The 15198-nt window shown below is 27.7% G+C and carries 13 protein-coding genes, 2 tRNA genes and 2 rRNA genes; 9 read left to right on the top strand and 8 right to left on the bottom strand.

The features are described 5' to 3' along the window. The first annotated feature begins 54 nt into the window (after positions 1 to 54). Entirely contained in the window at positions 55 to 1287 is a 1233-nt protein-coding gene (arcA, locus tag FJO69_RS00340; protein WP_140781018.1) for an arginine deiminase, read from the top strand. A 47-nt stretch (positions 1288 to 1334) separates the two neighbouring features. Here the strand turns inward: arcA and FJO69_RS00335 are convergent, their stop codons facing one another. Then, positions 1335 to 1820 carry a dUTP diphosphatase gene (locus FJO69_RS00335; protein WP_140781017.1) on the bottom strand — a complete coding sequence of 162 codons (486 nt, stop codon included), beginning with the start codon at positions 1818 to 1820 and terminating at the stop codon, positions 1335 to 1337. Between the two features lie 53 nt (positions 1821 to 1873). On the opposite strand from FJO69_RS00335, the gene FJO69_RS00330 reads away from it, so the two are divergent. After that, positions 1874 to 1957: transfer RNA gene (locus FJO69_RS00330), tRNA-Leu, on the top strand. Positions 1958 to 1992: 35 nt separating this feature from the next. Here FJO69_RS00330 and rnhB read toward each other — a convergent pair. Next, positions 1993 to 2607: a ribonuclease HII gene (gene rnhB / locus FJO69_RS00325; RefSeq protein WP_140781016.1), complete on the bottom strand. Its 615-nt coding sequence runs from the start codon at positions 2605 to 2607 to the stop codon at positions 1993 to 1995. Between the two features lie 253 nt (positions 2608 to 2860). Between rnhB and FJO69_RS06395 the strand changes: the two genes are divergently transcribed. The 6 genes from FJO69_RS06395 to FJO69_RS00295 are packed head-to-tail and all read left to right on the top strand — an operon-like array spanning position 2861 to position 10407. Next, positions 2861 to 5179: a P68 family surface lipoprotein gene (locus tag FJO69_RS06395; RefSeq protein ID WP_140781015.1), complete on the top strand. Its 2319-nt coding sequence runs from the start codon at positions 2861 to 2863 to the stop codon at positions 5177 to 5179. A 3-nt stretch (positions 5180 to 5182) separates the two neighbouring features. Further along, positions 5183 to 6190: a hypothetical protein gene (locus tag FJO69_RS06390; protein ID WP_140781014.1), complete on the top strand. Its 1008-nt coding sequence runs from the start codon at positions 5183 to 5185 to the stop codon at positions 6188 to 6190. Positions 6191 to 6243: 53 nt separating this feature from the next. Next, positions 6244 to 8190 (top strand): ATP-binding cassette domain-containing protein, encoded by a 1947-nt coding sequence (locus tag FJO69_RS06385; protein ID WP_140781013.1) that lies wholly within the window; start codon positions 6244 to 6246, stop codon positions 8188 to 8190. 2 nt (positions 8191 to 8192) lie between these two features. Continuing rightward, a complete protein-coding gene (locus tag FJO69_RS06380) occupies positions 8193 to 9227 on the top strand; it encodes a carbohydrate ABC transporter permease (protein WP_140781012.1) in 1035 nt (344 codons plus the stop codon). Then, a complete protein-coding gene (locus FJO69_RS06375) occupies positions 9169 to 10200 on the top strand; it encodes a carbohydrate ABC transporter permease (RefSeq protein ID WP_140781011.1) in 1032 nt (343 codons plus the stop codon). The genes FJO69_RS06380 and FJO69_RS06375 overlap by 59 nt, the downstream gene beginning before the upstream one ends. Before the next feature lie 3 nt (positions 10201 to 10203). Further along, positions 10204 to 10407 carry a hypothetical protein gene (locus FJO69_RS00295; RefSeq protein WP_140781010.1) on the top strand — a complete coding sequence of 68 codons (204 nt, stop codon included), beginning with the start codon at positions 10204 to 10206 and terminating at the stop codon, positions 10405 to 10407. A gap of 45 nt (positions 10408 to 10452) precedes the next feature. Here the strand turns inward: FJO69_RS00295 and FJO69_RS06370 are convergent, their stop codons facing one another. From FJO69_RS06370 to FJO69_RS06360, 3 genes are read right to left on the bottom strand one after another with little or no spacing between them, the layout of a single operon-like run. Then, positions 10453 to 11964 (bottom strand): P80 family lipoprotein, encoded by a 1512-nt coding sequence (locus tag FJO69_RS06370; protein WP_140781009.1) that lies wholly within the window; start codon positions 11962 to 11964, stop codon positions 10453 to 10455. Position 11965: 1 nt separating this feature from the next. Next, positions 11966 to 12685, bottom strand: coding sequence for a hypothetical protein (locus FJO69_RS06365; RefSeq protein WP_140781008.1), 720 nt, complete (start codon positions 12683 to 12685; stop codon positions 11966 to 11968). 14 nt (positions 12686 to 12699) lie between these two features. Then, positions 12700 to 13779 (bottom strand): hypothetical protein, encoded by a 1080-nt coding sequence (locus FJO69_RS06360; protein WP_140781007.1) that lies wholly within the window; start codon positions 13777 to 13779, stop codon positions 12700 to 12702. A gap of 89 nt (positions 13780 to 13868) precedes the next feature. On the opposite strand from FJO69_RS06360, the gene FJO69_RS00275 reads away from it, so the two are divergent. Further along, positions 13869 to 13944, top strand: a tRNA-His gene (locus FJO69_RS00275). Positions 13945 to 14053: 109 nt separating this feature from the next. Here the strand turns inward: FJO69_RS00275 and rrf (FJO69_RS00270) are convergent. The 3 genes from rrf (FJO69_RS00270) to rrf (FJO69_RS00260) all read right to left on the bottom strand — a co-directional run bounded on the left by rrf (FJO69_RS00270) (position 14054) and on the right by rrf (FJO69_RS00260) (position 15161). Further along, positions 14054 to 14158: ribosomal RNA gene (rrf, locus tag FJO69_RS00270) — 5S ribosomal RNA — on the bottom strand. Positions 14159 to 14172: 14 nt separating this feature from the next. Next, positions 14173 to 15000: a DNA-binding protein WhiA gene (gene whiA / locus FJO69_RS00265; protein WP_140781006.1), complete on the bottom strand. Its 828-nt coding sequence runs from the start codon at positions 14998 to 15000 to the stop codon at positions 14173 to 14175. A 56-nt stretch (positions 15001 to 15056) separates the two neighbouring features. Beyond that, positions 15057 to 15161, bottom strand: a 5S ribosomal RNA gene (gene rrf / locus FJO69_RS00260). Between the last annotated feature and the right edge of the window lie 37 nt (positions 15162 to 15198).

The raw sequence follows: 15198 nt of genomic DNA, 5'->3' as shown, positions 1-15198 counted from the left end.
AATTTATACATTATTAACTTTTTAAATATAACATCATTTATTGAAAGGAATAAAATGTCTGTATTTGACAGTAAATTTAAAGGAATTCATGTTTACTCAGAAATTGGTGAATTAGAATCAGTTCTAGTTCACGAACCAGGACGTGAAATTGATTACATTACTCCAGCTCGTCTAGATGAACTATTATTCTCAGCTATTCTAGAAAGCCACGATGCTAGGAAAGAACACAAGGCCTTTGTAAAAGAACTAAAAGAACAAGGTGTTAACGTAGTTGAATTAACCGATTTAGTAACTGAAACATATGACCTTGCAAGTGAAGAAGCTAAAGCTGCTTTATTAGAAGAATTCTTAGAAGACTCAGCTCCTGTTTTATCAGAAGAACACAAAGGTGCTGTAAGAGAATTCTTAAAATCAAGAAAATCAACTAGAGAATTAGTTGAATACATGATGTCAGGTATTACTAAATACGACTTAAACATCGAAGCAGAAAACGAATTAATCGTTGATCCAATGCCTAACTTGTACTTCACTCGTGACCCATTTGCATCAGTAGGTAACGGGGTAACAATCCACTACATGAGATACAAAGTTAGACAACGTGAAACCTTATTCTCAAAATTCGTATTTAGAAACCACCCTAAATTAGTTAAAACTCCATGATTCTACGACCCATCATTAAAATTATCAATCGAAGGTGGGGACGTATTCATTTACAACAATGATACTTTAGTAGTTGGTGTTTCTGAAAGAACAGATTTAGAAACCATCACCTTATTAGCTAAAAACATTGTTGCTGACGCTGAATGTGAATTCAAACGTATCGTTGCAATCAACGTACCTAAATGAGCAAACTTAATGCACTTAGATACTTGATTAACAATGTTAGATAAAGACAAATTCTTATACTCACCAATCGCAGATAGCACATTTAAATTCTGAGATTACGATTTAGTAAACGGTGGAGCAGAACCTCAACCAAAAGAAATGAATTTAAAACTACCTGAATTGTTAGAAACCATTATCAAAAAACAACCTATCTTAATTCCTATCGCAGGTAAAGGTGCAACTCACATTGAAGTTGAAAGAGAAACCCATTTTGATGGTACAAACTACTTAGCAATCAAACCAGGTGTTGTAATTGGTTACTCACGTAACGAAAAAACCAACGCTGCTTTAGAAGCTAACGGAATTAAAGTTCTACCATTCCACGGTAACCAATTATCATTAGGTATGGGTAATGCTCGTTGTATGTCAATGCCTTTAGCACGTAAAGATGTTAAATGATAACAACTAAAAAAGTTAGTCCTTAACGACTAACTTTTTCTTATACTTTTTTAATAATTATTTTTAATGCGATCATAGTTTTTTTGGTTTTTAGCTTGATAAGCTTTTAAGATATCTTCATAATTAATATTAACAATTAAACCTAAACCCAAATAAGCACCATATGCTTTTCTAATTTTTATTTTTGAATGTGATTTTAGAAGTTTAGTAAACAAGCGATAAGTATATGCTAACTGTAAGCTAAAGTTGTCATATTTTTTAATAACTTTAATATTACTTTTGACTTTATTTTTATAAGCTATTGAAGTTAAAAAGTGGATTCCGTCCGCAAATTCTTCCAAAATATCAGCTCTTTTTAACACTTTATTTTTCTTTCAATACTTAAAATCTTGCACTTCGTTAGCAAATTCTCCCAATTCAACTAATAAGGCTATAACGATTTTTTTATCAAAATATAATAAATCTTCTTTGCTTAAATTATTTTGAAAAGCTTGGTCTAATTTAACCTGAGTTTTAAAGATATGATCCAAATTCATGTCATTTATTATAAAGCATTATTTTTAAATAATATATAATATTTATCATATCAGCTCCAGTGGCGGAATGGTAGACGCAGTTGACTCAAAATCAACCGGTGAGAGCCATGCTGGTTCAAGTCCAGTCTGGAGCACCATATAAAAATCTTGGCGATAAAAGGCTAAGATTTTTTTATTTAATAAATGGCTTAATATTTTTATAACTTAAGCGGTGTTCAGGACATAAACCATATTTATTAACTGCTTCGGCATGTTTTTTAGTGTAATAACCTTTGTTATTCTCAAAATCGTAGTGTGGATATTTTTTTGCTAATTCTAGCATATATTTATCCCTTTCCACTTTAGCTAAAATAGAAGCCGCAGCTACGTTAATACTGATACTATCTCCCTTAGTCAAATTTATTTGTTTAATATTAATATCAAGTTTTTCAAAATCAGTAATAACTAAATGAGGTTTAATTTTAAGCTGGTTTATTGCTTTTTGCATGCCTGTTCTAGAAGCTTGTTTAGGATTTAACTTGTCAACTTCATTTGCTTCAATTTTTATAATTGAAAAATCTAGTGCATCTTTAACAATTTGATGATAAGCTAATTCACGTTTCTTTTCTGTTAATTTTTTAGAATCATTTATTAATTCGTTTTGATAGTTATAAGGTAAAACAACTGCTGCTACAAAAAGTGGTCCAGCAGATGGGCCTCGACCAGCTTCATCGCAACCACAAATTATGGTATTTTTATTTATATTATTATCATTTTTTGGTAAGTAATCTCATTCGTAATTTAACATAAATTTATTATATTTATTAATAATAAATAATTATTTAATTTTTATATTTAAAACTAATAAATGTTTTAAAATTAATTATGTGAAAATACAAATTATTATAGTTATTCATTCACATCTAAACACAGCCATATAAGTGGTGACACTTTTTGCTGTGTTTTTTATTAATTTATAAAAATTCACGAAATAAGTTTATTTAAATTATTCAAAATGTTTTATTAAATTAAATTTAATTAAATTAAAAAGAGGAATTACGATGAAAACTAAAACCAAAAAAGCTTTATGATCAATTTTAGGAATTTCTAGTGCTGCAGCTGTATCAGCTTCTTTAGTAGCATGTACAGGTACAAAATTTGATCAACCTGAAAGAAAAGAAATTATTATTCAAACTGGATGATCAAACCAAAATTCACAATATTTAGGTTTACAATCTGTAATTAAATCATACAATGAGTGAGTAAATAACGATAAATCATTAGTAGATAAAGCTACAGGTTTTCCAAAATATGGTGAAGTAGCCGAAGCTGAAAAAGAAAACTATACTTCTCCAAAACAATTTGGTTACAAACCAGCTAAAATCGTTTCTCAATCAGATGGATACAACACATCTTCTATTGAAACAAAACTTAGAACTAAAGATAGTGAAGGTTTATTTAACTTACTAATTAACTATCCAGCAACAGCTGCTATGTTCTATAAATATGAAATGAACTTAGCTGTTCCTGATGATGTTTATAGTAAATTAGGTTTAGCTCCTCAATTTGCTAATGTAAACGATACAATCGGATATAACACAAAAGATGAAACAACTGGTCAATATCATAAATGAGCTGTGCCTTTATCAAGTTCAGGTGAAATGAACTCTGTTGATACTATTTTAACAGGTAAATTCTTAAACGATTTAAACACTGTTTACGGAATTAAAATTTCAGAAAGCGGAGCAGATCTTGTAAATAAATACATCAAAGCTTATAAAGATGGTTTATCACAAGATAACAGTGACAGTAAATATGTAGACCAAAACTGAAACGAAGGTGCAGTTGAAGCAGAAAAAAAACAAGCTGTTATCGATGCAGCTAAAGCTACAAAATATTTCACTAATTTACCAGAATTAAATGACACTATTTTCCAATCATATACAAAATTGATTTCATTCTCAATTTTAGCTAAAAGACTATATCCTAATGCTAAATCAAAATGAGTAGTTGGATTAGACTCAACTCCTAATGCTATTAACATTATGAATGCATCAATTTCGGGTAATGATTTATCAAAAGGATATATTACAGCAGATCCAAACGATCAAAGAAATGGTGGATTCGATTACACATCATGAATGGAAAACGGAACACCTCAAAATAAAGTATTTAGTGAAATTGCACAATTAATTCTTGATGGTGTTAACGAAGAAGCTGTTTGATTAGGTGGAGATGGTAAATATGGTTCATCATATTTAGTAAACCATAACTTAGCATTTAGCTTAGGTTCAACAGCGGGTTATTCACATACTTTTGATTCAAATAAAAATGGTAAAACTATTTTTGTTATTAAAGGAATTACAACTAACGATACAATCACCAAAGATTCAATTACCTTAGAAAGACTATCAGAAATTAAAACTGTCGATAGTACAAATGACAAAATATTTGGTACATATGAATATTCAAGACATATTAATAAGATTTATTTTGCAAATTACAAAGATGATGTGGAATTAAAACCAACTTCTTATGACAAAATATTAACTGAAACAGGTAAAGCAGAATTTGAAAAATTTGTTAAAGTTGGTGGTTGATTCTATAAAGCAAATGATTCATTTAAAGAGGAAGACGGTAAAGTTATGTTAACAGTTGCCGGACAAACTGTTGAAGTGCCGGGTGCAAAATGATTAACAACTCCATTTGCTAATGACAAATCAAATTACATTTTCTTTGCTAGTGATTCATTGACAAAAGAAACATTATCTGCAGGACAAATTTTAAATGAGGCTGAAGCTGATTGAATTTCTGCTCCAACTCAATATAAATTAACAGACCCAAAACAAGGTGTTTTTGTTCAAGGTCCTTCATTTATTCCTTTACATTCAAATGAAAAAGATAATGCTGCAACTGTTAACTTATTGAAATGACTATACACTTCATATAACGGACAATTTGAACAACCAGATGGAATTAAAGGTTTATCAAAAGGTGTACAAAAAATATTTAGTGAAAAAGTTCAAGATGACAATAAGAAAAACCATTACTTTACCAAAGAAAAAACTTCTTATGTTCCGTTAGACATTATGAACTTATTGGCAGGCTATGTTTCTCCAACACAATCATTCTTTATAAATAATAAAGAAACATTTGTAGCTGCTTTAAATAAAGCAAACCAATTATCATTTGCTAACTTTGAAAAAATTAATACAGGCAACTACATCGGTGTTGAAGATATTGCTACTCCATTATCAAACCCACTAAGAAGCTCAATTAATAGTGCTGCAAATCAAGCAGTAAATAACGCGGGTGGAAATTCATTAGATCTTCAAAAATTCATTCAACAAATTAAAGCAACATTTGACCCAACTTATTAATTTATGAATTTAAAGAAATTTTTTATCTACAGTTCATTAACTACTGCAACAGCGATCATGCCAATGGCCGCTGTTGCTTGTAATAAAGTGACAAAAGAAAACATAAAAATTGAATTAAAAAACCCATTTTATTCAATACCTGTTGAAGAATATAGCAAAGTTGGTAATTTATTTAATCAACAAGTTACATATAAATATCGTAATCCGATTACTAGAGAAGCCAAGGAAATAAGTTCATCACTTTGAGATTATTTCCAATACGCCGAAGGAATTGTTAAAAGTTATGCTGATGGTGATACTATTAGAATTACTATTACCAAACAACCAGCTTCTCATTATGAATATGCAAATAATGTAAAACCGGAAGATTTACAAAAAACTTTTACAACTAGTTCAGTTACAATCAGAAACCCTATGATTGATACTCTTGAACAAAATACACAACCGGGCAACGAAGATTCATTAAGTGAAAGAGAAGTTGCTTTAGCTAACATCGACACAGAGCATGCTAAAAACATGATGCCTGTTGGCACTAAAGTAAGAATTATTTTTGATTTAGCTTCTAAATCATATGACCGTTATATTGGTTGAATCTTTTTTGGAGATAATTTTGAAAAACAATATGATATCGAAATGTTAGCCTCAGGTTTTACCTTAGCAAGAATTAACAAGAATGCTCTAGGTTTATTTAGAAGTGATTATCCTGAAATAAGCACTACTAATCCGTCAAATAGCATTATGTCTTATTTATTGCCTTATGCAGCATATGCTTATAATATTGCTTCTGTTGAAAAAAGAGGTTATTATAACCCTGAAACCACTTTTTTAAACAGTGATGAAAAAGTAAACATTCCTAACATTGTTGCTTTATCAAAAGAATATATAGCTCATGGTAGTTCTATCTTAGAAGATGGTAAATCAATTTTATATCCTAAATTATGACCAAGTTCTTTTGGAGAAGCAACTCCAAAAAATAATATTTATTCTTATTTCTGAAATTTAAAAAAATAGATCTATATTTAATATCACAACAATAATTCAATTTTTCTATAAAAAGGAAAACTATGAAAAAAAATATAACTAAATTAAGCCAAGAAGAAATTCATAGTTTCTCTAAACAAAGATATGAAAACAAAAAAGTTATTCCAGCTATTGAAATTCGTGACTTAGTTATTGACTTTGGGGAATCATTAGCTGTTGATAACGCTTCGTTTAATATCGAAAAAGGAGAATTAGTTACTTTATTAGGACCATCTGGTTCTGGTAAAACAACAACCCTTAATGCTATTTCAGGTTTACTAAGACCTACAAGTGGAAAAATTTTCTTTTTTGGAATAGATGTTACTAAACTATCACCACAACAAAGAGAATTAGGTTTAGTTTTCCAAAACTATGCTTTATACCCACACATGTCGGTTTTTGAAAATATTGCTTTCCCATTAAGCAATGATAAACACTGAAAAGAAGATGTTTTAGAGAAAACAAAACTTGCTCAACATGATATTTTTGAAATCATTTGAAAACATTTAAATGTTCCGGAAAATCTAATTGAAGAAGCAAGAAAAAAATGTTACTATTCAATCGACAATCCAAAAGAAACTTCAAAATACATGATTGAAGTTAAATCTCAATATAACGACATTATTGATAAACAATTAAATGATGTTCAATTTTGAGCTACTAAAGTTGACGCCGAAGGAACTTCTTTAACTAAAAATGTAATTAAAAACATTAAAAAAGCTAAATTTGAATACCAAGATAAGGTTTCTTTATTTAAAAAAGAACAACTTGTTGAAACAGCTAATGCTAAAACAGCGTCAATGACTACTAATGGTGAAGTAAATAATGCTAAATTTAATGCTTTAAAAGCTAAAATTGATAAGCAATTTTTAGTTAATAAAACTCGTGCCTCAGAAGAATATAAAAAAACAGTTAAACAATTAAAAGCTGAGTACGAATTAAAATACAAACAAGCTAAAGAGAGAAACAAAAAAGCCTTATTTACCGCTAAATTAGCATTAGTTGAAGCTAAAAAAGTTCAAGCTCAATCACCACTTAAAAATAAATTAAAACAACTTAAATTAAGATACAAATTAGTTAAAAAACAAACTGAACTTGAATATAAAAAGATTGTAAATAACATTTTTACTCCATTATTTGAAAGAATGGCTTTAAAAGGCAACTTTTCAAATAATATTAAGTCATTAATTATGACTTTGCCAAAAGACAAAGTTGAAAAAGTTACTGAATTAAGTCAAAATGTTTTAACTATTAATGAAGCAGCTGTTAGAGATGTTTTAGAAGTTGCTAAAAGAGTTGAAATTACTAAAAACTTAACCAAAAGACCTACTCAACTTTCTGGTGGTCAACAACAACGGGTAGCTATTGCTCGTGCTATTGTTAAAAAACCTAAAATTTTATTACTTGACGAGCCTTTATCAAACCTTGATGCTAAATTACGTATTTCAACCCGTAAATGAATACGTGCTATGCAACAAGAATTAGGTATTACTACAGTTTTTGTTACTCACGATCAAGAAGAAGCTATGTCAATTAGTGACAAAATTGTATGTATGTCAACCGCTAAGGTGCAACAAGTCGGCTCACCTATGGAACTATATCTAAAACCTAAAAACGAATTTGTTGCTAAGTTCTTAGGTATGCCAGAAATGACAATCTTTGAAACTTCAATCAAAGATGGTTATATTATTTATGACAACAAAAAGCTACTAAAAGCTCCTAAAGACTATAAAAAAGCTAAAATCGATGTTGGTTTTAGAGGCGAAAACCTAGTCGAAGATGAAGAAGGTATCATCAAAGGAGATATTAGAGTAGTTGAATATTTAGGAAAAGAAATTCAAGCCCAAATTTATATTAAAGAAATTGACAAAATTGCTAACGTTTTCCTAAGTGCTAAAACTAAATACGACATCGGTGAAGTTGTATCACTTTCAATCAAGAATAAAGATTATTATCATTTATTTGACTTCGATACTAAAGACAGGATTTAATTATGTGGGAATATTTCCGTCGTAAATATCGTATTAAAAAGACAGGCGACGCATTAAGTGCCTTAAATCAAAAAACCGCTTTTTGAAAGCCTTTCTTATTAATGCTTCCGTCATTAATAACTATTACTTTAATGACAATAATTCCATTTATTCTTGTTATTATTTGATCTTTTAAAGTTGAAAATGGACCGAGAGCATCACAATTTGTTATTGGTTTTAATAACTATGCAAAAATCTTTAATGATGACAAATACATTGTAGGTATTAGAAACTCATTTATTTACGCTTTATTATCTCTTCCAATGTCACTTGCTATATCTATTTTAATTAGTACAGCAATTACAATGGTTGTTAAAAAATGAGCTAGAAGTTTTTGACAAACAGTATTCTTTTTACCATATGTAACTTCAGCTATTGCCGTTTCTCTAACTTTTGCTTATATTTTCCAACCAGAACACGGAGATGGTTTAATTAACTCAATTTTAGGCAAACACGGTTCTAATGCAATTAAGTTTTTAAATGGTGGACCTACTAGTTGAAGTGCTTTTATCGTTATTTTAACTAGAGGTATTTGAGGAAGCTTAGCTTTCCAAATTCTAATATTAACAACCGCTATGTTATCAGTAAACCAAAACTTATATAAATCTGCTTCGATTGATGGTGCTTCACAAAGAAAACAATTCTTTACTATTACTCTTCCATCAATTCAAAGAACAATCTCATTCTTATTTACTATGGGTATTATTGGGGGTATTAAAGTCTTCCCATTAGCTATCTTCGGAAATAATGCTAAAGCAGCCGTAATTAATGGTGGATCAAGTTTGATGTTATATGTTTATTATTTAACTTCTGATTCTAAATTTAATACTGCTGCAGCTGCATCTATTATGTTATTTATCTTTGGTGTGGCTTTATCATTTGTTATGAGAAAATTAGCAGCTTTAACTTATAAAGGTGTAATAAAAATAGGAGAAAGAAATGTCCTTAACAAAATTGAAAACAAGACATTGAAGAGAACAATTTCGTTTAAAATCTAAACAAGATTTAATGGTGAAACCTTATGAATCAACTCATATTGCTTCTAAGATTTCAACCTTCTTGTTTAAGTTCTTCATTCTATCATTCTTCGCCTTTATAATTATTTTTCCGTTCTATTTTATGCTTCAATATTCATTGACAGATAAAATATGACAAGATAGAAGCCCTGAAGCCTCTTGATTATGACCACAACAATATCAAGATGGATTAACTTATACTAATTACAAAGCAAGTAATTTTAAAATTTCTTTACATTTTGAAAACTATGTAAATGCCTTTCAAGCTGGATACTTCCAATCATTAGTATTTACAGCTGCGATTACAACTTTATCTATTTTAGTTAGATTATTTTTCTCAATGACATTAGGTTATGCTTTATCAATGAGAAAATGAAAAGGTAAAAGTGTATTCTTTAACTTATTTATTTCTTTAATGGTTCTGCCTGAAATAGCCTTACTAACTGGTCAATATTATGTTGTTACTCGTTTAGGATGAGGAATTAAATCGGGATCCGAATTTAGTGGTTGACTATTTGTAACATTCGTTATTCCTTTTGCTGCTTCAATATTCTTCTCATACATGTATAAAAATGCTTTTGAAGAAATTCCTGATTCAGTTAAAGAATCATCAATGTTAGACGGTGCAAGCAGTTTTAAATACTTTATTAAAATTGCTTTACCAATGGTTAACCCAACCACATGAACAGTTGCTATTTTAACGGCATTTGCTTCATGGAATTCATATACATGACCTGCTTTAATTATGAACACTACCAAAACTCTATGATCTCCAATGAACATTTGAGTGTTTACAACCGGTAAAGATTATTCAACCCAACAAACTATTGTTTATACTTCAATTAAGATGGCGGCAACCTTCTTAGCAATTCTACCAATGTTAATTATTTACTTTATTCTAAGAAAAAGAATTATGAAAGCAATTTCAAGACAAGGTAGAGCAACCAAAGGATAGGATATGGAAAACAATAACAATAAAAAATATGATGACATTGATTTAATGTTAGTTAAAATTAGCAAAAATGTTGCTAAAGAACGTAAATTAAAAATCTTAAAAAATATTGGAATTAGTATTTCTATAATTGCTGGATTGATTTTTGTAATTTTAGGTATTTATGGTATCGTTGGTACAATTATCGGAACAATTAAAGTTGGTATCTAATTAAATAATACAAAACAAAAACGTAGACAAATTTGTCTGCGTTTTTTAATCAATTAATTGTAAAATGCGATCTACTATATATTGTTTAGATTTTAAATTATAATCTTTTTTATATTCACGATAAACGTATTTAATAATAATGTCTTGAATTGTATTTCTTAGTTTATCACTTTGACTATCAACCGGTTCAGCAAAATTAACTAAATTTTTATAATAAATTTCATAATAAAGCTTTTTATTAATATCTTTTAGGTTTGAACCGTGTTTATTAATATTTACCGGCGAAATATAACCTAATTTATTATTAAGATCATCAATTTTATATTTGTAAATTCATTTAATAAAATCATTAGTTATTTGATCTTGAATATTATTTTTTTTAATAGCAATAATATTTTGTCCTTGCGATAGATAACTTCCATTTTTATTTTCTAATTGATGTTTATCTAAATAAAATGGGGCATTTAGAAAAATAAAACCATCTTTGTTAAGTTTTTTATTAATATCTAAATATCAAAAATGAGAGGAAATTAAAGCAAATAATTTATTGTCAGATTGATTAGAATAATAATCATTGCGGTCATAAAAATCTATTCAATTATTTTCTAAACCATTAGCGATTAAATTATAAATTCAATTAAAATTTTTGTTATAAATAGTTTTTTCATTAAATACATTTTTATAATCAATATTACTAGTTTTATAATCGACTTTTAAAAAGTAATTTGAATAATTATTATTAGCTTTTTGAAACATTAATGAATAAATAAAATTAGTTGGATGGTTAATAAAATAAATACTTTGATTATTATCTTTTATTTGTTTATTAACAAGCTTAGCAATATCCTGACTAATTTTAATTAAACCTTCATTAGTTTTAAACAATTCATTACTTCAGCTTTTATTTAAAGTTTTTAAATAATTTAAATCAATTTGGTAATAATTATCATCTTTTTTATTATTTAAATAATGTTGTAAAGAATCCTTAAAAATACTAATATCTTTTTTATCATCTAGATAATAAAAATCTTTTAAATCATTTTCCTTAATTGCTTTATTAATACTAAATAAAACCTTTCCTAAAATGTTTTTATTAATAGCTAAGCTATCAACACTTAATGATAAAGGCAAGGTATAAATATTATCTTTATCTTTTATTCCTAAAACACTTTGATTATTAATTAAAAGGTTTTCATTTATACTTGCTTCTTTAATAATACTTTTATCTAGTTTTAATATCTGATCGTATTTATAAATTTGTTTAACTAAACTAGGATAATATAACAATAAATTGGGTAATTCTTTATCTTTTGAAGATAAACCAAGACTAATTTGGTTATATAACATACTGCGGTTATTTGCTGGTATGACATTAACTTTGAATTGATTTTTATTATTTTGATTATATTCATTAGCTAAATGGTTATAAATTAAAAATTCATTACGATTCTTCTCGTAAGGCACTAATCAAGTTATTTCTTTTTTTACTTCTTCTTGACAAGCTATGGTAAATAAAGGCAAAGCCAACGTTGCAAAACCTCAATAACTTATTTTCATGTTATTTTCTACCTAATTTCTTGTCTTTTTTCTTTTTAACAGCAATAGAAATTAAAATAAATAAAACGATAAATAAAACTGCTCCGCCCATAACACCATAACCAATTTTTCTTCATAAGTCGTTTTTGGTATCATCTTTTTTAGGTTCATCTATTTTGAAGTCATCTCAATAAAGAGTTACAGCATTGTTTTTATAATATTCAAAAGTTTTTAGTTCTTCTAAATTGTCAGTATTTAAAGCTTTTTGATAAACTTCATTAGGCACTAATGACATAATAAAATAAGCACGATCTAAATCGCTATTGTAATGAGTTTGATAAATTATTTTTAGATTATCTGCAAAAAACTTTTCTAAATTATTTTTTGTTAATGTTTTTCAAAAAGGTCCCTGTTTATTAAAAATATCTAATCAATTTTTTTCATTTTTCTTAAAGCGATCAGCGTCGTCGGGTCCATATTGATAAACAGTTCAATTATCATAATAAAATTCTTTTAAAGAAACATCAGTAGCATTTTTAGGTAATAAATTTTCAGCTAAATCGTTTTTATTTAATTTATCAAAAGCATTAAATATTATTTCATAACTGGCTTTATTTTCTTGGGGAATAGGTAGTTGCCCTTGTTCTAATTCTTTTTGACAAGAAACAGTTATAACCGGAGTTGCTATAACAGCTGCAGCTATTGAAGCAGAAGTAATCATTTTAGTTAATTTTAATTTCATTTTAATTCCTTTTATTAATCTAAAATTGATCTAACAGTAATGTTAATTGGTAAATTATAGTCATAAATTTCTTCTACTGGAATATAAACTCCATAAGTATATTTATAGTCATCATAACTTATTTTATCGGTTCCTAATGTAAAAAACTGAGCTTTAAATGATAAACTGTCATATTTTACAAAGTTTTCTTTTCATTCAAAAGTTTGATTTTCTTTTATTTCAATTTGATTATTTTGATTATCGTACATTAAATTAAAAGGGACAAATAATGGCATAGCTTGTGTTCTAGCAAACAAATTAAAAACTTTTTGATCTTTTAATAAAGGCATTATTAATAATAAACTTTTATCTATGTAATCATATTTAGGTAAACTTGCCTCGTTTACTCTTTTTACAATTTCATTTATATCATTTAATTGACGCTCATGACTATTTGAATTAGTAGTTAAAAATAATTCTCAATTACCAGTTGCTTTTTTCTCACTTTGATTATATTCATTATAACCTTTAATGTTATCACCAGTTATTTCATAAGGTTTGCTAGTTTTAATTCTAAAATTACGAATCGCGTATAAATCAAATAAATTATTTTTATTTTCTGCCATGATATCAAAATGTAAAACATGTTTATCAAAAGCATCAAACATAAAGTTTTCTAAAGTATAGTTGTAATTTTCAGCTTCTATTTTAAAATTAAACCCACTTAAAAACTTATTATTAGGAGTTCTGTCTTTTATTAGCTCTAGCATTAATTCCTTGGGATCACCCTGAAAAATAGCTTCATTATCTTGTCAACTAATTAAATCGTCTAAACTAGCATATCTTTTTGTTTCTTCATTATATGTAGAAGCCGCGGCTAAGGAAAGTTTAGTACCATCACGATAAATTTTTAAATCATAAGTTTTATTTTTTAAAGTTATCGATAAAACAATAACAGTTGTTACTCCGGCGAAAGCTAAAGTACCAAATACAGCAGCCTTAATAATTCTTTTTTTAGGTCAAGTTTTACCAAAATTTTTATTTTTAAAAACTTCTGCTGTTGATAATTCTTGTTCGGCTGCTTCTTCGAATTCATTTTTATTTTTTTTGCTCATATTTGTCTTTCTAATTTAAATATAAATGCTAATAATTATTTATATTATTTTATCAAATTTTATGCTAAAATAATAACGCTAAATAAATGGCGTTCGTGGCGAAGTGGCTAACGCATCGGGTTGTGGCTCCGACATTCGAGGGTTCGATCCCCTTCGAACGCCCCATTTTTTTTAACTCTTTTTTGGTCTAAATTTAATAATATAAAAACAAAGCCAGCTAGAAAAATAATCTAACTGGCTTTGTTTTTATTATAGTTTTTAAAAAAATAAATAAAAAAAGCAACGACCTATTTTCCCTTCTGGTATCGTCGGCACTACGGGGCTTAACTGCTGAGTTCGGAATGGGTTCAGGTGGAACCCCCGTGTTATGGTTGCTACGGTTATAAGTATACACTAATTTTTAAACTTATTCACAATTTTTTTTAATTTTATTAAAGAATGATTTAAAGCAGATTTTGAACGTACAATTCCAATATTTTTTAGCATATTTGCTAAATCACTTAATGAAGTATCTAGATTTTGTTCTTTTAAATTAAAAAACTTTAATTCTTCATCAGTAAATTTATCTTCTAAATGATTTTCTTTAATAAATTTTAGATTATCTAAAAAAGCAACGTTAGCTTTGGCTATTCTTTCTTGGTTATAAATATCGAAGTTAGTAATCCGATTGATGTTATTATAATAGTCTCTTTCGATTTTAGTTTCCTCTAAACGATAATAACTATCAATTGTTTCGATTGCTTTTAAAAAATCGCAAATATTTTCAACTTTTTTGCAATAAACTAAATAACGATTATTTCTTTTTAAAATTTTAAAATCTAAGCCGTAATTATTAAGAATATTAACTACTTCTAAAGCATAATCATGATTATAAAATTTAATTTCTAAATGGTTTGTATTACTATCTAAATCAGAAATCGAACCAGAAGTTAAAAAAATCCCAGCAAAATAATCGCGTTCTTTTTTAAGTGTATTATTTTTAAAAGTAGTTAAGTCGATAGAAAAACTGTTTTTGCGTTCGTTAATGTAATAAACTTTTAATTCAAAAAATAATTTACTAATAAAACTAAAAATTTCGTTGTTATTAACAATTAATTTTGCTTTTTGGTTAGTTATTTTAGCAGTTGCTAAAATACCACTACATAAATTAAGTTTTTGGTTTTTACTTAACTTATGTAGTAATATTTCATTTTTAATATCACGAGCAAAAGATTTTTCCATTTTATATACCTTAATATTTATTTGTAATTATTAATTATAGCTAAAAAAATAAATAAAAAAAGCAACGACCTATTTTCCCTTCTGGTATCGTCGGCACTACGGGGCTTAACTGCTGAGTTCGGAATGGGTTCAGGTGGAACCCCCGTGTTATGGTTGCTACGGTTATAAGTATACACTATATTTTTTGGCTTTAATAAA

The organism is [Mycoplasma] falconis (genome assembly GCF_006385795.1).
Taxonomy (GTDB): domain Bacteria; phylum Bacillota_I; class Bacilli_A; order Mycoplasmatales; family Metamycoplasmataceae; genus Metamycoplasma; species Metamycoplasma falconis.
The sequence above is the reverse complement of the archived record's forward strand: the minus strand, read 5'-3'. Positions and strand labels throughout refer to the sequence as shown.